Raw genomic sequence first — 17933 nt, 5'->3', positions numbered from 1 at the left:
GTCGGCGGGCCATGCGCCCGCCTCGGTCAGTTCCGCTTTCCGAGCCTCGTCGTCGGGGTGTGGGTTCGAAGGGCCATCCTCACCGCCAGCGAGATACTCCCATCACTGCCCTTCGGCGAATGCCGGGGATTTGATCGCGTTCGTGACGTGTTTCTTGTGAGCGATCGCGCGGTAGGACTGAAGGACTTCGACCCAGTATTCCGGGACATTGTCCGTGACCGGCACGTAGGGCGCAAATTTCCGGATATAACCAACGTACAAGGTGTCGGTGATCTTCTCCACCTGGCCGGCCTTGTCTCGGTCGTTCTGAACCAGATGGAGGAGATTGGCCCGGCTTCCAAGGTCCCTGAGCACCTTGTCGAGCTCCTTGACTTTGGCCAGGGGCGGGGCGCTGTTCATCTTGAACACCAGCGTCAGATCAGGATCCCTGAGTTCCGCCATGAACTTCTTGTAAAGATGAACGCGCTTGCTGTTTTCTTCTTTATAAAGAACCTTACGCCGGGCTTCGTCGTCCACGAAATTGCGTTGGCCATCGACGACTTCGCTTCGAAGGACCGAATGAAATTGTATCCCACTCGACGTATCCGTGACCATATCACTCCAAGCCGGAACGAGATGGTCGAACTTGTAGAAATTCTCCTGCGGCGTTTTCAAGAAAGCGATCAAATGGTCGATATTCATGATTCGGGCCCACTTCAGGAGGCCGCCCTGATCGTAGCCAAAATGCCTCTGGATGAATCCGAGCTCGCAATTGTCGCCCAAACTAATGAATGACTTGATCCAAGCATGATCCTCGTCCTGCATGCTCATGAGATTACGCCCTTCCTTATCTTGTATCGTGGCGGCCCGGAGAACGAGCCCCGTGCGACCAAGATCCTTGAATTCAGACCCTTCGACCGGCTCGACGGCTTCGATCTGTTCTGCAGTCAGGATCGGCAAAACCGCGTCGGCGTGACCTTGCGTGGTCCCCAGCATCAGCCATGCACACCCGGCAACTAGCCAACGTCCCATTCTCGCCTCCCAGGTCCCTGGCGCGCGCTCCTGCGCGACTGCCGAGGGTCTTGCGCCGTCGTGGAGGTTTTATGGCCGGAACTTGCCCTAAGGCTCTAGCACGATTGTGATCGCTGTCGACCTCGCCGGCCTTGAAGGCGGTCAGGAAGCGTCACCTTCGCTCAAGAGACGCGGGAGGGACGGGCCGCCGAGCGGAGCCCCCCCAATCAGCCCGGCGCCTGCGATCGAAAGGCAGCGGGCCGGCCATCCGCCTGCCGTCCAGACTTACCGGTCGGGCGGATGCGTCAGGGAAGTGGTGGGCGGTGAGGGACTCGAACCCCCGACCCTCTCCGTGTAAAGGAGACGCTCTACCAACTGAGCTAACCGCCCCCGGCCCCGTTCGCGGCACCGTTACGGAAGCGCGCCCCTCGGCGCAAGCGCGGCGCGCCGTCCGGTCGCTCGATCCCTCCGATCCACGCCGAAAACGGCCCCCGGAGCCGGAGCTCCGAGGGCCTTCGTATCACGTTCGGGTGTCAGACGGTCAGTGAGCGATGACTGCCGTGCCGTCGTCCTCCCGGGCCGGGGTCTTGGCCGGAGCCTTGGCCGGGAGCGGCTCGTCCCACTCGATCGCCTCGGGCTGGCGCACCAAGGCGTGCTGGAGCACCTGATCCATCCGCGAAACCGGGATGATCTCAAGGCCCTGCTTCACGCTGTCGGGCACCTCGGCGATGTCCTTGGCGTTCTCCTCCGGGATCAGCACCGTCTTGATGCCGCCACGGAGCGCGGCGAGCAGCTTCTCCTTCAAGCCGCCGATCGGCAGAACGCGACCCCGCAAGGTCACCTCACCGGTCATCGCGATGTCGCGGCGCACCGGGATGCCGGTGAGCGTCGAGACGATGGCGGTGGCCATGGCGATGCCGGCCGACGGACCGTCCTTCGGGGTCGCCCCCTCGGGAACGTGGACGTGGATGTCGCGACGCTCGAACAGCGGCGGCTCGAGACCGAAATCGATCGCCCGCGAGCGGACATAGCTCGCCGCCGCCGAAATCGACTCCTTCATCACGTCCCGCAGGTTGCCCGTGACCGTCATCTTGCCCTTGCCGGGCATCATGACGCCCTCGATCGTCAGCAACTCGCCGCCGACCTCGGTCCAGGCCAGACCCGTCACCACGCCGACCTGATCGTCCGCGTCGATTTCGCCGTAGCGGAACTTCGGCGGGCCGAGGAATTCCGGCAGGGTCTCGGGGTTCGCCTCGACCTGCGTCACCTTGGTGATCAGGATATCCTTCACCGCCTTACGGATCAGGTTCGAAATCTCCCGCTCCAAGTTACGGACGCCCGCCTCCCGCGTGTAGCGGCGGATGAGCATCATCAACCCGTCATCGGTGATCGACCACTCGTCGGCCGCCAACCCGTGCTTCTTCATGGCCTCGGGGATCAGGTGGCGACGGGCGATCTCCCGCTTCTCCTCCTCGGTGTAGCCGGCGATCCGGATGACCTCCATCCGGTCCATCAGCGGGCCGGGGATGTTCAGCGTGTTGGCCGTCGTCACGAACATCACGTGCGAGAGATCGTAATCGACCTCCAGGTAATGGTCGTTGAACGTGCCGTTCTGCTCCGGATCCAGAACCTCGAGGAGCGCCGCCGACGGATCGCCGCGGAAATCCATGCCCATCTTGTCGATCTCATCGAGCAGGATGAGCGGGTTCGAGGTCTTGGCCTTGCGCATCGACTGGACGATCTTGCCGGGCATCGAGCCGATATAGGTCCGCCGGTGACCGCGGATCTCGGCCTCGTCGCGCACGCCGCCGAGCGACATCCGCACGAACTCGCGCCCCGTGGCCTTGGCGATCGACTTGCCGAGCGAGGTCTTGCCGACGCCGGGCGGGCCGACGAGGCAGAGGATCGGGCCGGTGAGCTTGTTCGCCCGCTGCTGCACGGCAAGGTACTCGACGATCCGGTCCTTGACCTTGTCGAGGCCGAAATGGTCCGAATCGAGCAGAGCCTGCGCTCCGAGGAGGTCCTTCTTGATCTTCGAGCGCTTGCCCCACGGGATACCGAGCATCCAGTCGAGATAGTTGCGCACGACGGTCGCCTCCGCCGACATCGGCGACATCTGCCGCAGCTTCTTGAGCTCGGCCGTAGCCTTGTCGCGGGCCTCCTTCGTCAGCTTGGTCTTCTCGATCTTCTCTTCCAGCTCGGCCAGCTCGTCACGGCCGTCCTCGTCGCCGAGTTCCTTCTGGATCGCCTTCATCTGCTCGTTGAGATAGTATTCGCGCTGGGTCTTCTCCATCTGCCGCTTCACGCGGGTCCGGATGCGCTTCTCCACCTGCAGAACGGAGATCTCGCTCTCCATCAGCGACAGCACGCGCTCGAGGCGCTGCGCCACCGTGGGGATCTCCAGGATCGCCTGCTTGTCGGCGATCTTGACGGCAAGATGCGAGCCCACCGTGTCGGCGAGCTTCGAGGGCTCGTCGATCTGGGTCACGGCGGAGACGACCTCGGGCGAGATCTTCTTGTTGAGCTTCACGTAGTTCTCGAACTCGGAGATCACCGAGCGGGCGAGAGCCTCGGCCTCGACGCGGTCACCGAGGTCGTCGTCGAGGGTCAGGGCGCGGGCCTCGTAGAACTCTTCCGAGCGCACGAACTCCTCGATCTGGGCGCGGCCGGCGCCCTCGACCAGAACCTTCACGGTACCGTCGGGCAGCTTGAGGAGCTGGAGGACCGATGCGAGCGTCCCGATCTTGTAGATCGCGTCGGTCGCCGGATCGTCGTCGCTGGCGTTGATCTGCGTCGCGAGCAGGATATGGCGCTCCGAGCGCACCGCCTCCTCGAGGGCACGGATCGACTTCTCGCGCCCGACGAAGAGCGGCACGATCATGTGCGGGAACACGACGATGTCGCGAAGCGGCAGGACGGCGTAGGAGCCCGTCGAACCGGGAACGACCGGCTGGCGCGATTTCGACTGGGTCATGGGGTCTTCCCTTATGTGCTGACGCCGGGCATCCGCTCCTCGTAGCGAGCAAGCATCCTGCCAGGTGCCGACCGGGCCGCGAAGGGTCGGAAACGATATGATATTGGCGGCTGGTGGCGCGGCCTGGGCACCTTCAAGAAAGAGAAAAGCGTGCCGGCTGCGCTAAGCCTCAGGTGGTTCTTGGCCGGTACGCTTTCAAGCGGTCCGGAGGGGCCGGCGGAGGCGGAACGGAGAAGGGCCGCCGGCCTTTCGCCGACGGCCCTCGCCGCATCCCGATCAAGCGCTGACGCTGGCCGGCGCGTCCTTGTTGCGGTCGCCGTGGATGAAGAGCGGCCTGGACTTCCCGTCGACCACTTCGGGGCCGATCACCACCTGCTCGACCGAGTCGAGCCCGGGCAGGTCGTACATCGTGTCGAGCAGGATGGTCTCGAGGATCGACCGGAGGCCACGGGCGCCGGTCTTCCGCTCGATCGCCTTGCGGGCGACCATCGACAGCGCCTCGTCCTGGAAGGTCAGCTCGACGTTCTCCATCTCGAACAAGCGCTGGTACTGCTTCACCAGGGCGTTCTTGGGCTCCTGGAGGATCTTCTTCAGCGCGGCCTCGTCGAGATCCTCGAGGGTCGCCAGCACCGGAAGGCGGCCGACGAATTCGGGGATCAGGCCGAACTTGAGCAGGTCCTCCGGCTCGACCGAGCGGAAGATCTCGCCCGTCCGGCGGTCGTCCGGAGCCTGCACGCTCGCGCCGAAGCCGATCGAGGTTCCCTGGCCACGGGCCGAGATGATCCGCTCCAGCCCGGCGAAGGCGCCGCCGCAGATGAAGAGGATGTTCGTGGTGTCGACCTGCAGGAACTCCTGCTGCGGATGCTTGCGGCCACCCTGGGGAGGCACGGAGGCGACCGTGCCTTCCATGATCTTCAGAAGGGCCTGCTGCACGCCCTCGCCCGAGACGTCGCGGGTGATTGAGGGATTGTCCGACTTGCGGGAGATCTTGTCGATCTCGTCGATGTAGACGATGCCGCGCTGCGCCCGCTCGACGTTGTAGTCCGAGGCCTGGAGCAGCTTGAGGATGATGTTCTCGACGTCCTCGCCGACATAGCCGGCTTCCGTCAGCGTCGTCGCGTCCGCCATGGTGAAGGGCACGTCGAGGATGCGGGCGAGCGTCTGCGCGAGCAGCGTCTTGCCCGAGCCCGTCGGCCCGATCAGCATGATGTTGGACTTGGCGAGCTCGACGTCGTTGTGCTTCGTGGCGTGGGCGAGCCGCTTGTAGTGGTTGTGGACCGCCACCGAGAGGACCTTCTTGGCGAAGTCCTGGCCGATGACGTAGTCGTCGAGAACGCGCCGGATCTCCTTCGGGGTCGGCACGCCGTCGCGGCTCTTGACCAGCGAGGACTTCGATTCCTCGCGGATGATGTCCATGCACAGCTCGACGCACTCGTCGCAGATGAACACCGTCGGGCCCGCGATGAGCTTGCGGACCTCGTGCTGGCTCTTGCCGCAGAACGAGCAGTACAGCGTGCTCTTGGAGTCGTTGCCGCCGGTCTTGCTCATATCGGTCTCCGGTTCGCGGGCGCGGCCCCAGCCAGGAGGGCACGCGCTTCGGTCATAGATGTAAGCGCATCCGCCTAAAGAAACAGTCACACCGCGCGGATGCGTCGGGAGTGAGGCGCTCGAATCCCGATGCAACCATGCGCCCGCCTCGGGATCAACCGGGCCGGGGCCCGGATCGGGTGCCGAATGGACGCATGGTTTGCCGGCGTGCCACGAACGCCGCACCCGGCGAAAAGGCCGCTCAGGCGGCGGCCGGCTCCGGGCGCTTGTGCAGGATCTCGTCGATCAGGCCGAACTCCTTGGCCGCGTCGGCGGTCATGAAGTTGTCGCGCTCGAGCGCCTGATGGATGGTCTCGTAGTCGCGGCCGGTATGCTTCACGTAGATCTCGTTGAGGCGCTTCTTCAGGGCCTCGATCTCGCGGGCATGGATCAGGATGTCGGTCGCCTGTCCCTGGAAGCCGCCGGAGGGCTGGTGCACCATGATCCGGGCGTTGGGCAGGGCGAAGCGGTGGCCGGCCTCGCCCGCCGACAGCAGCAGAGAGCCCATCGACGCGGCCTGACCGACGCAGAGCGTGGTCACCGGGCAGCGGATGAACTGCATGGTGTCGTAGATCGACAGGCCCGAGGTCACGACGCCGCCGGGCGAGTTGATATAGAAGGAGATTTCCTTCTTCGGGTTCTCGGCTTCGAGGAACAGGAGCTGCGCCACCACGAGCGACGCACCTTGATCCTCGACCGGACCCGTCAGGAAGATGATCCGCTCGCGCAGCAGGCGGGAGAAGATGTCGAAGGCACGCTCGCCGCGGCTCGACTGCTCGACCACCATGGGCACGAGCGAGTTGTGGAAGTATGCGACCGGATCTCTCATATCAGCCCTCGGCTCCGGAATCCGGCCCCGGGCGAATCGCCCACGGCCGGAGGGTTACAGCGAACACGGCGGCCGTTAACGCCACCTGATCTCGTGTCTCTCGCGGGTACCCGGTCGCCGGGTGCCCCGCCGCGGGTGGCGGGACGGACCGTGAGAGACAGTTCGATCGCCGCCCGCCCCGGAGCCGGAGGGGCGTCGATCAGCCGGCAGCCGTCTCGGCGGCCGGCTCCGTCTTCGTCGCGTCCTCAGGCGCGTCGCCCTTCGACGCCTTGCCGGCATCGGCCTCCTCGTCCTCGGCGAAGAGCGCCTCCTTCGAGACGGGCTCCTCGACGACTTGGACCTGCCCGAGGACGTGGTCGACGACCTTCTCCTCGAACAGCGGCGCGCGAAGCTCGGCGAGCGCCTGCGGGTTCTTCCGGTAGAAGTCGTAGACCTGCTGCTCCTGACCCGGGAACTGCCGGATCCGGGCGAACAGGGCCTGGTTGACCTCATCGTCCGAGATCTTGATATCGGCGGTCTCGCCGACTTGCGCAAGCACCAGCCCGAGCCGCACGCGGCGCTCGGCGATCTTGCGGTACTCGGCCTGCGACGCCTCCTCCGTGGTGCCCTCGTCCTCGAAGGTCTTGCCCCGGTTCTTCAGGTCCTGCTCGACCTGCGCCCACACGGCGGCGAACTCCTGGTGGACGAGGCTCGGCGGCAGATCGAAGGCGTATTTGCCGTCGAGCGCGTCGAGCAGCTCCTTCTTCAGCTTGCGCCGGGACTGCGCCTCGTAGTCGGAACCGATCGCCTTGGAGATCGCCTCCTTGAGCTTCTCGAGGTCGTCCATGCCGAAGCGCTTGGCGAGCTCGTCGTCGATCTTGGTCTCGCCCGGCGCCTTGACCGCCTTCACGGTCACGTCGAACTCGGCATCCTTACCGGCGAGCTGCTCGGCCTGATAATCGGCCGGGAAGGACACCTTCACGAGGCGGGCATCGCCGGCCCGGGCACCCACGAGCTGGTCCTCGAAGCCCGGGATGAAGCTGTTGGAACCGAGTTCCAGCGGCACGTCCTCGCCCTTGCCGCCCTCGAACTCGGTGCCGTCGATCCGGCCGACGAAGTCGATGGTGACCTGGTCGCCGCTGGCGGCCTCGGCACCTTCCTCGCGATCCTCGAACGTGCGGCCATCCTTGGCCATGCGCTCGAGCGCCTCGGTGATCTCCTCGTCGGAGGGCTTCACCACGAGCTTCTTGATCGTGACGTCAGACAGGTCGGCGAGCTCGAAGCTCGGCAGCACCTCGAGCTTCACCTTGAAGGCGAGGTCGCCTTTGGCGTCGAGCGCCCGCTCGATGATGTTCTGTTCCTCGTCCTTCGGGAACTCGATCTGCGGCTCGAGGGCGAGCTTCAGGCCCTTGTCGCCCACGATCTGCTGGTTGGCCTCGTTGACGGCGTTCTGAAGAACGTCGGCCATGACCGACTTGCCGTAGACCTTGCGCAGGTGAGCGACCGGCACCTTGCCAGGGCGGAAGCCCTTGATCTGGACCTTGCCCTTGATGTTCGAGAGCTCGGTGTTGAGGCGCTCCTCAAGCTCAGTCGCGGGTAGAAGCACCTGAAACTCGCGCTTCAGCCCCTCGGAGGTCGTCTCGGTCACCTGCATCGTCGTTCGTCCGCTGTTCTGAACCGTAAATCACGTCTTCGCTGTCGCAGCGCGGTGGGGATACCCTGGCGGGAGGCCCCGATCGCGGGACCTCGGCTCAGAACCGATTCGGTCCCGGCGCCGATCCCGAGCGCGGACTTGGTGCGGGCGGAGGGGCTCGAACCCCCACGTCTTGCGACACTGGAACCTAAATCCAGCGCGTCTACCAGTTCCGCCACGCCCGCGAGCGCTTGAGCGACACAAGCCCTGACCGGGCCTTCGAAGCGCGCGTCTATAGCACGCGCGCTCGGAGCCGCAGCAAAAAACTTGAGCCGGATCGGGCACGCCAACCGCTGTCCGGTTGGCGCTGCCCGGCGGGCACGGCTACAACGCCCGCCGCCCGATCCGTCACCGCCGAGACCTCATGCGCAAGCCCGATCCGAAGGCCCCTGACGCGACGGGAGCGCCCCGCGAGGGGCTGTCCCGGCGCCTGATCCTGGCGGGCGGGGCCGTCCTGGCGCTGGGGCCCCAGCCTGCCGCCGCCCAGGCGCCCGCGCGCAAGGCGGCGCCGGAGCCCAAACCTGCGCTCGAGGCCAAACCCGACGCCCCGCCGGCCCCCGCGCCGAAGCCGCTGAAGGCCGCCCCCGCCCAGGCCCGCCTCAAGCCGGCGCCGGCGCCCGAGACCGCGGTCTGGCGCCTCGGCAGCGAGACGGCGCCGCCTGTCCTGCGGATCAAGCTCGGGGAGGCGGTGAGCCTGCAGGTCGAGAACGCCACCGACAAGCCGCTCGCGCTCCACTGGCATGGGGTGCGCAACCGTAACGCCATGGACGGGGTCGGCGGGATCACGCAGGCGCCGATCGCGCCGGGCGAGACCTTCCTCTATGCGTTCACGCCGCCCGATGCCGGCACCTTCCTGATCCGTCCCCTCGTCGTCGGGGGCGCGGGCGAGCCCTCCGGCCGCGGACTCGCGGGGCTTCTGGTGGTGGACGAGCCAACCCCGCCCGCGGTCGATCAGGACGTGACCCTGCTGCTGCAGGACTGGCGGCTCGACGATGCGGGCGCGCTCGTCCCGTTCGGCCAAGTGGCCTTCGCCGCCGCCGCCGGGCGGCTCGGCAGCGCGGTGACCGTGAACGGCATGCCGGTCCCCCTGGCCCTCGAAGCCCGCCCCGGGAGCCGGCTGCGCCTGCGGCTCGCCAATGCCTGCAACGCCCGCGTGATCCGGCTGCGCTTCGATGGGATCAAGGCCTTCGTCGCCGCGGTCGACGGGCAGCCGACCGACACGTTCGAGCCCTTGAAGGCGACGCTTCCCTTCGCCCCGGGCACCCGCTACGACCTCCTCCTCGATGTGCCGGCCGAGCTGCCGGCGCAGGCGGGCCCTGCCGGCACGATCCTGGCCCTGGTCGGACAGGGGCTCGCGCTGGCCACGATCACCCTCAAGGGTGAGCCGGTGGCCCAACAGGGGCGGCCGGCCATCGCCTCGATCCCCGAGAACAAGCGGCTGCCGGCCGAGATCCGGCTGCAGAGCGCCCTGCGTCGGGAGTTCGTGCTCAGCGGGGGGGTGAAGCCTGATCCGGTGAAGCCCGGGGTCGCGCCAACTTACACCGGCGATCCGGCCCGGGTCTGGCAGGTGAACGGCGCGAGCGGCGCGGCGGGCGCCCCGCCCCTGTTCACGGTCAAGCGCGGGCAGGTCGTCGTGCTGACGATCCGCAACGACTCCGCCTTCCTCCAGACGCTGCACCTGCACGGCCACGTCTTCCGTCTGCTGCACCAGCTCGATGACGGCTGGGAGCCCTACTGGCTCGACACGGTGCAGATCCCCGAGGGCCGCAGCGCGCAGATCGCCTTCGTGGCCGACAATCCCGGCCGCTGGCTCCTGTCCTCGACGGTGCTGGAGCGGTTCGACACCGGGCTCTGGACGAGCTTCGAGGTGACCTGACGCGCGAGGTCCCGCGGAGGCGGGGCGTCGTCAGCGCGTCCGAGCGGGTTTGGGCGCGCGTTTCACGATCCGGGCGAGGTCGGAGGGGCGCGACGAGGCCGGTTTCGGGATCGGCCCGCGTCGTCGGACCGGCTCGGGCTCCGGCAGGCTCGCGAGATCGCGCTCGGGGGCGACGACCGGCGCCGATGGGGCCGCCATGACCGGGGCCGGCCCAGCCAGGGCATGGGCGAGCACCTTCTTCATGGCCCCCGGCAGCGGCTCCGCCGAAAGCCCGTCCCGTGGGGTGAAGCGCATGCCGTCGGGTGCCGGCGTGCCGGCGGCGACGCGGGCGACGAACACGGTCAGTTCCAGCGGGAAATGGGTGAAGCCGTGCTTCACCACCCCGGGCAGGCGCTTCCAGCGGGCGTCGAGCGGCGCGTCGAGCAGGCCCTTGGCCGGATCGTAATCGGGCAGCCACGCGCTGCCCGGTGTCTCGGCCATGGCGCCGAGCAGGCCCTCCGCGGGGCGGGTCCGCAGCAGGATCGCCTCGTCCCCGGCCCGCACGGCGACGAAGGCCGCGCCCCGGCGCAACAGGCCCTTTTCTTTCTTCACCTTGCGCGGAAATGTCTCCTGAAGCCCCTCGGCGCGGGCGCGGCAGGGCCGCATCCACGGGCACAGGGCGCAGGCCGGTCGCTTGGGGGTGCAGAGCGTCGCGCCGAGATCCATCACGGCCTGGGCGAAATCGCCGGGCCGGTCGCGCGGCACCAGGCCCTGCGTGAGCACGCGAATCTGCGGGCGGGACGCCGGCAGCGGCGTTTCGATCGCGTGGAGGCGCGAGACCACCCGCTCGACATTCCCGTCCACTGCCGCTGCCGGCCGATCGAACGCGATGGCCGCGATCGCACCCGCCGTGTAGGCGCCGATGCCGGGCAGCTTGCGCAGGCCCTCCTCGGTGTCGGGGAAAGCGCCCGTCGCCGCGACCGCCCGGGCACAGGCATGCAGGTTGCGCGCACGGGAATAGTAGCCGAGCCCGGCCCAGGCCGACATCACCGCCGCCTCCGGCGCGGCGGCGAGGGCGGCGACATTCGGGAACAGGGTCAGGAATTTCTGGAAATACGGCTTCACCGCCGTGACGGTGGTCTGCTGCAGCATCACCTCGGAAAGCCAGACCCGATACGGATCGGGCCGTTCCCCGGGCAGGGACCGCCACGGCAGCGCGCGGCGGTGCCGGTCGTACCAGGCGAGCAGGTCGGCAGCCGAGGCGGCGGGCGCGGGCATGGGGCCAGTCCATAGCGGCGCGGCGCGGCCGGCAAAAGCGGCGCGGTTCGGCCCATACCCGAGAAAATTCGCGCGACCGCTGTCGGCCTGGCCGAAACCGGTGCGTCCTCGGGCGGTCCATCCACGGGAGACACCAGGATGTCCTACATCGACGGATTCGTGCTCGCGGTGCCGAAGGCCCATCTCGAGGCCTATCGCACCCTGGCACAGGCGGCCGCCGAGGTCTGGCGGGAGCATGGGGCGCTCGCCGTGGTGGAGGCCGTCGGCGACGACGTGCCCTACGGTGAGCTGACCTCCTTCCCCCGGGCCGTGCAGGCGACGGACGATGAGGTCGTCGTGTTGTCTTGGATCATCCACGCCTCGCGGGAGGCCCGCGACGCCACGAACGCGCGGGTGATGGCGGATCCGCGCATCACGTGCACCCTGGAGACCATGCCCTTCGACGGGCGGCGCATGATCTTCGGCGGGTTCACCCCGATCGTCGAACGGTGAGCCGCGCGGGCCGCGCGGCGCGACTCCCTGGAACGCCGCACTTGGGTTAGGGTGCGGGGCGCCGCGGTCCCGCGGCCCTCTGGCCGGAATTCCGATGGCGCGCTTCAAATCCGGGGCCAAACCCCTGGCCGAGCTGATCGAACCCTGCATCGGCCCGGCCTTCGCCGCGCAGGGCTTCGCCTCCGCCGACATCCTCGCCGTCTGGCCCGGCATCGTCGGGGCCCGGCTCGCGTGCGCCTGCCAGCCGGTCAAGCTCGAATGGCCCCGCCGGGCGCGCCGCGACGCGGAGGGGCGGCCGGAGCCCGGCACCCTCGTGGTGCGGGTCGAAGGGGCCTTCGCCCTCGACCTCCAGCATCTCGCCCCCGTGGTGATCCAGCGTGTCAACGCGCATTACGGATGGGCCTGCATCGGGAAGCTCCTTCTGCGCCAGGACCGCCTGCACCGGCCCGTGCGCCGCCGTGTCGCCCTTCCCCTCGATCCGGCTCGGCGGGGCGAGGTGGCGCTCGCGGTCTCGCGCATCGAGGAGGATCGCCTGCGCGACGCCCTCGACCGGCTCGGCATCGCGGTGGTCGGCGAAAGCCGTCCCTGAGGTTTCGAGGAGGCGTGCCTGTCGCCGGCTCCCATGCTATGGGCCGGCCGGTGCCGTGCGGCGACGCGCCCGCGGCCCGCGGAGACGTTTCCGCCCTATCATTCGACCCGATCGGGCCACGAGGGCCCGCCAACGGAGCCCGTCCGAGCCATGATCACCCGGCGCGACGCCCTCACCCGTACTGGCCTCGCCCTCGGCGCGGCCCTCCTGACGCCCCGATTCGTCGGCGCGGCCCTGGCGCAGAGCGCCGACGGCCTCCTGGAGCCCGGCCCCCTCGGCGATGTCTGGCTCGGCCCGAAGGACGCCAAGGTCACGATCATCGAATACGCCTCGCTGACCTGCTCTCACTGCGCTCACTTCCACGCGACGACCTGGCCCGTCCTGAAAGAGCGCTACATCGACACCGGCAAGGTCCGCTTCACCCTGCGCGAGTTCCCCCTCGACCCGCTGGCCACGGCCGCCTTCATGCTGGCTCGTTGCGACGGCGAGGCGAAATACTATCCGATCACCGACCTGCTGTTCGACCAGCAGCAGAACTGGGCCTTCGTGCGCAAGCCGCAATCGCCGGTCGACTCCCTGGAGCAGCTGCTGCGCCAGGCGGGCTTCAACAAGGAGAAGTTCGAGGCCTGCCTGAAGGATCAGAACACCTACGCCGCCATCAACACCGTGAAGACCCGTGGCCTGGAGACCTTCAAGGTCGATTCGACCCCGACGTTCTTCATCAACGGCACCAAGCACAGCGGTGCGCTGTCGATCGAAGACATGGAAAAGATCATCAAGCCGATCCTGGGCGCCTGACCGCGTCGCCGGAAAGGCGGTGGAAAAACTTGAAATTATAATGTCATATCAAGGACTTAGGCTAGGTTTTCGGCGCCTTGACACTCAAGGTTGGCGAAACTATGGTGCGCCGCGCTGGGGGGGCAGGCCCTTTCCCCCCGTTTCCGACGACGTGCGGTGCCTCCGATGAGCGGGGGGGCGGCGGGCGGCGGAGGCGGACCGGAAAAGGCCTCCGACGACGGCGATCTTTCCGCGAGGCTGAAGCGTCTCGAGACGCAGATCGAAGGCAAGCGGCCCAAAGCCGCTCCCGCCGATGCTGCGCGCAAAGCCACGCCCGGCGCGACGTCCTCGCTCGGTCAGGCCATGCGGCTCTCGACCGAATTCATCGCGGGCGTGATCGCCGGAGGGATCCTCGGATACATCACCGATCATCTCCTCGGCACCAAGCCGTGGGGCATGATCGTACTGCTGATGCTGGGCTTCGTGACCGGCATCTACAACGTCATGCGTGTGAGCGGCTTCAGCGGCCACAAAGCTGAGAAAGATCGCCGGTAGGACCCCAGAAGGGTCTTGAGACTCTGCCGGCATCGTGTAAGGGGCGACGCGCGAAAGGGAGCCGCCGGGCTCCACGCGCGCTTGAAGAGGGGCGGAAGCGAGCCAATGGCGGTCAGTGTCGACCCGATCCACCAGTTCGAGATCCAGCCCATCGTGTCGCTGGGTCATATCGGCAATCAGCAGCTCGCGTTCACGCAATCGGCTCTCTACATGTTCGCGGCGGTGGGGATCATCGCGCTGCTGACCATCGTGGCGACCTCGGGACGCTCCGTCGTGCCGGGCCGGCTCCAGGCGCTCGCCGAGACCCTGTACGAGTTCATCGCCGACACGGTCCACCAGGCCACCGGCGCGGACGGCAAGCGGTTCCTGCCGCTCGTTTTCTCGCTGTTCATGTTCGTGCTGGTCCTGAACCTGCTCGGCATGCTGCCCTACTCGTTCGCGGTGACCAGCCACCTCGTCGTCACCTTCGGTCTCGCGCTGGTCGTGATCCTGACCGTGGTGATCTACGGCGTGGCCAAGCACGGCACCCACTTCCTCGGCGTGTTCGTCCCCTCGGGCGTGCCGAAGCCGCTGCTGCTCATCATGGTCCCGATCGAGATCGTGTCGTTCCTGTCGCGGCCGATCAGCCTGTCGGTCCGTCTGTTCGCCAACATCCTGGCCGGCCACATCGCCCTGAAGATCTTCGCGTTCTTCGTGGTGCAGCTTCTGGTCGCCGGGGCCTGGGGCGTTCTCTCGCCCCTGCCGCTCGCGCTCACCATCGCGCTGACGGCCCTCGAGTTCCTCGTCGCGGCCCTCCAGGCTTACGTGTTCGCGACGCTGACGGCGGTCTATCTCGCCGACGCCCTCCACCCCGGCCACTGATCTCTACGGCCGGACCCTTCCGCCCTCACGAACCCCCGTTCGAACTTCAGGAGTGTTTCATGGATCCCGTCGCTGCGAAGTACATCGGCGCCGGCCTCGCCTGCCTCGGCATGGCGGGCGCCAGCATCGGCCTCGGCAACCTGTTCGGTCAGTTCTATGCGGGCGCCCTGCGCAACCCGTCGGCCGCCGATAGCCAGCGCACCAACCTCCTCCTCGGCTTCGCCCTCACCGAGGCGCTCGGCATCTTCTCGCTGCTCGTCGCGCTGCTGCTGCTCTTCGCCGTCTAAGGCATCGCTCGCTGGCGAAGTGCGGGCCACACCGGCCCGCGCTTCGCCGCTCGTTGATCCGGCCGCTCCGTTCCCGGAGCCGGTCTTCCGATGCCACCGGATAGGGCCATGGCCGAGAAGAATCCCCTCACGACCCCCTCCCCGAACGCGGACACGCAGGTCGTTCCGCCGGGAAGCCATCACACCCATACCGAGCAGCCGTCCGGGGGCCACAAGAGCGCCTTCCCGCCCTTCGAGAGCCACACCTTCCTCTCGCAGCTGATCTGGCTCGCTCTGGCCTTTGGCCTGCTCTATTACCTGATGTCCAAGATCGCGCTGCCGCGCATCGAGGCCATTCTCGGCGATCGCGCCAACCGCCTCTCGGCCGATCTCGACGAGGCCCAGCGCATGAAGTCCGAGGCCGAGGCCGCGGGCCAGGCCTACGAGGCCTCGCTGCGCGAGGCCCAGGCCAAGGCTCAGGGCATCGCTCAGGACACCCGCAACGCCCTCTCTGCCGAGGCCGACGCCAAGCGCAAGACCCTGGAAGCCGAGCTGAACCAGCGTCTCGCCGCCGCCGACGCCACGATCAAGGCCCGCACCGCCGAGGCCATGGGCAATGTGCGCGCGATCGCGGGCGAGACCGCTAGTGCCATCGTGGAGCGGCTCACCGGCAAGGCGCCCGATCAGGCCAGCCTGAACCGCGCCCTCGACGCGACGCCGGCGATCCACTGATCCTGCCACTGATCCCTGCGGGTCGGCGTCCTCGCCGGCTCGTCCTCCGAACCGATCCCACCCGCCGGGTGGACGATCGCTCAAGGGTTTGAGACCGATCATGCTGTTGACCGCCGAGTTCTGGGTTCTCGTCGCCTTCCTGGCGTTCATGGCCATCGTCTGGCGGGTCGGCGGCTTCACGATGATGACGAGCGGCCTCGACAGCCGCGCCAAGCGCGTCCGGCACGAGCTCGACGAGGCGCGCCGCCTCCGCGAGGAGGCCGCCGCCGTCCTCGACGATTACAAACGCCGCCGCGCCCAGGCCGAGAAGGACGCCGAGGCCATCGTGGCGAGCGCCCGCGAGGAGGCCGAGCGCATCGCCGAGGAGGGCCATGCCCGCCTCAACGACTTCGTGGCCCGCCGGACGAAGTCCGCCGAAACCAAGATCGCCCAGGCCGAGGTTCAGGCCGAGGCCCAGGTCCGCGCCGCTGCCGCCGATGCAGCCGTGAAGGTGTCTGAGACGATCCTCCGGGAGCGTCTCCAGGGCGGTGCCGCCCAGGACCTCCTGCGTGCGAGCCTCGGCAGCGTGAAGACCCGCCTCCAGGCCTGACGGGTTCCTCCACACGTCCCCTTCTGCGAACGCCCGGCCCCGGCCGGGCGTTTTGCTGTTCAAGACCTGACCCAACGGGACGTCCCCATCGCGGCGAAGCCGATGCGGCATAACGACCGTCCGCCGAGACCCTGTGACGGTGGCCTGACCCGCGCGGGGGAGGCTGTCGCCCCCGACGACCGACCGGTCCCCTTGGGCCGGTGCCGCTGGACCACGGCGTCCGGTGCGGCGTCGCGGCGCGGATCGATCCCGTGAAAATTTTTGAAGGTTCGAGCAAAATCAGCTGCGCTTGGCCTGACATGCGACGGCGTGTAGGAATGGCGCCCGAAAAACACCCCCGCGATCGCCGACAAGAAGCGGGTGGGTTTAATCAGGAAACATCAGAAGAGGCCTGCCATGAGCGCCGGTTCCGCCACCAACACCACTGCCCTCGATACCTTCTTCTCCGCTGGACTCGCCGACACGGATCCGGAGATCGCCAAGGCGATCAGCCAGGAGCTCGGTCGTCAGCAGCACGAGATCGAGCTCATCGCCTCCGAGAACATCGTCTCGCGCGCGGTGCTTGAGGCCCAGGGTTCGGTGCTGACCAACAAGTACGCGGAAGGCTATCCGGGCCGGCGCTACTATGGCGGCTGTCAGTTCGTCGACATCGCCGAGGAGCTGGCGATCGACCGGGCCAAGCGCCTGTTCAACTGCGGCTTCGCCAACGTGCAGCCGAATTCCGGCTCCCAGGCCAACCAGGGCGTCTTCATGGCCCTGATGCAGCCCGGGGACACCTTCCTCGGCCTCGACCTCGCGGCGGGCGGCCACCTCACCCACGGCGCCCCCCCGAACGTCTCGGGCAAGTGGTTCAAGCCGGTCTCCTACACCGTGCGCCGCGACGACCAGCGCATCGACATGGAGCAGGTGGCCCAGCTCGCCGCCGAGCATAAGCCGAAGGTCATTATCGCCGGTGGTTCGGGCTATCCGCGTCAGTGGGACTTCGCGAAGTTCCGCGAGATCGCCGATTCGGTCGGCGCCTACTTCTTCGTCGACATGGCCCACTTCGCCGGCCTCGTCGCCGCCGGCCTGCACCCGTCGCCGTTCCCCCATGCCCACGTGGCCACCACGACGACCCACAAGACCCTGCGCGGCCCCCGCGGCGGCATGATCCTGACGAACGACGAGGCGCTCGCCAAGAAGTTCAACTCGGCGATCTTCCCCGGCCTCCAGGGCGGTCCGCTGATGCACGTCATCGCCGCCAAGGCGGTCGCCTTCGGCGAGGCGCTGAAGCCCGAGTTCAAGATCTACGCCCGTCAGGTGATCGACAACGCCAAGGCACTGGCCGACACCATCATCTCCGGCGGCTACGACATCACCTCGGGCGGCACCGACAACCACCTGATGCTGGTCGATCTCCAGCGGAAGGGCCTCACCGGCAAGGCGGCCGAGGCGGCGCTCTCGCGCTCCGACATCACCTGCAACAAGAACGGCGTGCCGTTCGACCCGCAGAAGCCCACCATCACCTCGGGCATCCGTCTCGGCACCCCGGCCAGCACGACCCGCGGCTTCGGCGTCGCCGAGTTCAAGCAGGTCGGCTCGCTGATCGTCGAGGTGCTCGACGGCCTCGCCGCCAAGGGTGAGGGCGGCGACGCGGCGGTCGAGGCCGAGGCCAAGAAGAAGGTCCACGCCCTGACCGATCGCTTCCCGATCTACCAGTAAGCGCCCATCGATCGAGGGGTGAGGGGAGGCCGCGGATCGAAGGATCCGCGGCCTCCTGCGTTCGGGCCCTCGCCGGCAAGCCTCCCGAGCACCGGCCGGCGTCCGGCCCCGTTCGTCCGTCGGAACGCCCCCGCTGTCAGGCCCGCTCCTGGCAATCCGTCGCCGCCTGGGGCACAGAGGCGTCCG

General features: G+C 67.8%; 16 protein-coding genes and 2 tRNA genes. 10 read left to right on the top strand and 8 right to left on the bottom strand.

Translation table 11 applies throughout. The features are described from left to right. Positions 1-102 precede the first annotated feature (102 nt). The 7 genes from LW587_RS03335 to LW587_RS03305 all read right to left on the bottom strand — a co-directional run bounded on the left by LW587_RS03335 (position 103) and on the right by LW587_RS03305 (position 8237). Positions 103-1011, bottom strand: coding sequence for a hypothetical protein (locus tag LW587_RS03335; protein ID WP_232628177.1), 909 nt, complete (start codon positions 1009-1011; stop codon positions 103-105). A gap of 293 nt (positions 1012-1304) precedes the next feature. Beyond that, positions 1305-1380 (bottom strand) — tRNA-Val (locus LW587_RS03330). Positions 1381-1531: 151 nt separating this feature from the next. Next, complete coding sequence (lon, locus tag LW587_RS03325; protein WP_232628176.1) at positions 1532-3964, bottom strand: endopeptidase La; 2433 nt, start codon at positions 3962-3964, stop codon at positions 1532-1534. A 276-nt stretch (positions 3965-4240) separates the two neighbouring features. Next, the gene (clpX, locus tag LW587_RS03320; protein WP_232628175.1) at positions 4241-5512 is read right to left on the bottom strand and encodes an ATP-dependent Clp protease ATP-binding subunit ClpX; all 1272 of its coding nucleotides are present in this window, start codon (positions 5510-5512) and stop codon (positions 4241-4243) included. A gap of 241 nt (positions 5513-5753) precedes the next feature. Continuing rightward, complete coding sequence (locus LW587_RS03315) at positions 5754-6380, bottom strand: ATP-dependent Clp protease proteolytic subunit (RefSeq protein ID WP_232628174.1); 627 nt, start codon at positions 6378-6380, stop codon at positions 5754-5756. 199 nt (positions 6381-6579) lie between these two features. Continuing rightward, entirely contained in the window at positions 6580-8013 is a 1434-nt protein-coding gene (gene tig, locus LW587_RS03310) for a trigger factor (protein WP_232628173.1), read from the bottom strand. A 139-nt stretch (positions 8014-8152) separates the two neighbouring features. Next, positions 8153-8237, bottom strand: a tRNA-Leu gene (locus tag LW587_RS03305). A gap of 179 nt (positions 8238-8416) precedes the next feature. Here LW587_RS03305 and LW587_RS03300 point away from each other — a divergent pair. After that, positions 8417-9928, top strand: coding sequence for a multicopper oxidase family protein (locus tag LW587_RS03300; protein WP_232628172.1), 1512 nt, complete (start codon positions 8417-8419; stop codon positions 9926-9928). A gap of 30 nt (positions 9929-9958) precedes the next feature. Here the strand turns inward: LW587_RS03300 and LW587_RS03295 are convergent, their stop codons facing one another. After that, on the bottom strand, positions 9959-11185 hold the full coding sequence (locus LW587_RS03295) for an A/G-specific adenine glycosylase (protein ID WP_232628171.1): 1227 nt from the start codon (positions 11183-11185) through the stop codon (positions 9959-9961). Positions 11186-11323: 138 nt separating this feature from the next. Here LW587_RS03295 and LW587_RS03290 point away from each other — a divergent pair, with 138 nt between their 5' ends. From LW587_RS03290 to glyA, 9 genes are all read left to right on the top strand, one after another. Then, a complete protein-coding gene (locus LW587_RS03290) occupies positions 11324-11677 on the top strand; it encodes a DUF1428 domain-containing protein (protein WP_232628170.1) in 354 nt (117 codons plus the stop codon). Positions 11678-11771: 94 nt separating this feature from the next. After that, entirely contained in the window at positions 11772-12266 is a 495-nt protein-coding gene (locus LW587_RS03285) for a DUF721 domain-containing protein (protein ID WP_232628169.1), read from the top strand. A 150-nt stretch (positions 12267-12416) separates the two neighbouring features. After that, positions 12417-13064, top strand: a complete 648-nt coding sequence (locus LW587_RS03280) for a DsbA family protein (protein WP_232628168.1) — start codon at positions 12417-12419, stop codon at positions 13062-13064. 165 nt (positions 13065-13229) lie between these two features. Continuing rightward, the gene (locus LW587_RS03275) at positions 13230-13598 is read left to right on the top strand and encodes an AtpZ/AtpI family protein (RefSeq protein ID WP_232628167.1); all 369 of its coding nucleotides are present in this window, start codon (positions 13230-13232) and stop codon (positions 13596-13598) included. Positions 13599-13703: 105 nt separating this feature from the next. Continuing rightward, positions 13704-14459 (top strand): F0F1 ATP synthase subunit A, encoded by a 756-nt coding sequence (locus LW587_RS03270; protein WP_232628166.1) that lies wholly within the window; start codon positions 13704-13706, stop codon positions 14457-14459. Between the two features lie 59 nt (positions 14460-14518). Further along, positions 14519-14746 (top strand): F0F1 ATP synthase subunit C, encoded by a 228-nt coding sequence (locus LW587_RS03265; protein WP_003601125.1) that lies wholly within the window; start codon positions 14519-14521, stop codon positions 14744-14746. A gap of 108 nt (positions 14747-14854) precedes the next feature. Beyond that, on the top strand, positions 14855-15457 hold the full coding sequence (locus LW587_RS03260) for a F0F1 ATP synthase subunit B family protein (protein ID WP_232628165.1): 603 nt from the start codon (positions 14855-14857) through the stop codon (positions 15455-15457). A gap of 103 nt (positions 15458-15560) precedes the next feature. After that, complete coding sequence (locus tag LW587_RS03255; protein ID WP_232628212.1) at positions 15561-16046, top strand: F0F1 ATP synthase subunit B family protein; 486 nt, start codon at positions 15561-15563, stop codon at positions 16044-16046. 396 nt (positions 16047-16442) lie between these two features. Further along, positions 16443-17747 (top strand): serine hydroxymethyltransferase, encoded by a 1305-nt coding sequence (glyA, locus tag LW587_RS03250; RefSeq protein WP_232628164.1) that lies wholly within the window; start codon positions 16443-16445, stop codon positions 17745-17747. Positions 17748-17933 lie beyond the last annotated feature (186 nt).

Origin of the sequence: Methylobacterium sp. Leaf118 (assembly GCF_920984675.1) — a bacterium.
Classification (GTDB): Bacteria; Pseudomonadota; Alphaproteobacteria; order Rhizobiales; family Beijerinckiaceae; genus Methylobacterium.
The sequence above is the reverse complement of the archived record's forward strand: the minus strand, read 5'-3'. Positions and strand labels throughout refer to the sequence as shown.

Excerpts from the sequence above, each read along its gene's own strand:
- LW587_RS03335 (WP_232628177.1), bottom strand. The coding sequence starts at position 1,011 with ATGGGACGTTGGCTAGTTGCCGGGTGTGCATGGCTGATGCTGGGGACC.
- lon (WP_232628176.1), bottom strand. The coding sequence starts at position 3,964 with ATGACCCAGTCGAAATCGCGCCAGCCGGTCGTTCCCGGTTCGACGGGC.
- clpX (WP_232628175.1), bottom strand. The coding sequence starts at position 5,512 with ATGAGCAAGACCGGCGGCAACGACTCCAAGAGCACGCTGTACTGCTCG.
- LW587_RS03315 (WP_232628174.1), bottom strand. The coding sequence starts at position 6,380 with ATGAGAGATCCGGTCGCATACTTCCACAACTCGCTCGTGCCCATGGTG.
- tig (WP_232628173.1), bottom strand. The coding sequence starts at position 8,013 with ATGCAGGTGACCGAGACGACCTCCGAGGGGCTGAAGCGCGAGTTTCAG.
- LW587_RS03300 (WP_232628172.1), top strand. The coding sequence starts at position 8,417 with ATGCGCAAGCCCGATCCGAAGGCCCCTGACGCGACGGGAGCGCCCCGC.
- LW587_RS03295 (WP_232628171.1), bottom strand. The coding sequence starts at position 11,185 with ATGCCCGCGCCCGCCGCCTCGGCTGCCGACCTGCTCGCCTGGTACGAC.
- LW587_RS03290 (WP_232628170.1), top strand. The coding sequence starts at position 11,324 with ATGTCCTACATCGACGGATTCGTGCTCGCGGTGCCGAAGGCCCATCTC.
- LW587_RS03285 (WP_232628169.1), top strand. The coding sequence starts at position 11,772 with ATGGCGCGCTTCAAATCCGGGGCCAAACCCCTGGCCGAGCTGATCGAA.
- LW587_RS03280 (WP_232628168.1), top strand. The coding sequence starts at position 12,417 with ATGATCACCCGGCGCGACGCCCTCACCCGTACTGGCCTCGCCCTCGGC.
- LW587_RS03275 (WP_232628167.1), top strand. The coding sequence starts at position 13,230 with ATGAGCGGGGGGGCGGCGGGCGGCGGAGGCGGACCGGAAAAGGCCTCC.
- LW587_RS03270 (WP_232628166.1), top strand. The coding sequence starts at position 13,704 with ATGGCGGTCAGTGTCGACCCGATCCACCAGTTCGAGATCCAGCCCATC.
- LW587_RS03265 (WP_003601125.1), top strand. The coding sequence starts at position 14,519 with ATGGATCCCGTCGCTGCGAAGTACATCGGCGCCGGCCTCGCCTGCCTC.
- LW587_RS03260 (WP_232628165.1), top strand. The coding sequence starts at position 14,855 with ATGGCCGAGAAGAATCCCCTCACGACCCCCTCCCCGAACGCGGACACG.
- glyA (WP_232628164.1), top strand. The coding sequence starts at position 16,443 with ATGAGCGCCGGTTCCGCCACCAACACCACTGCCCTCGATACCTTCTTC.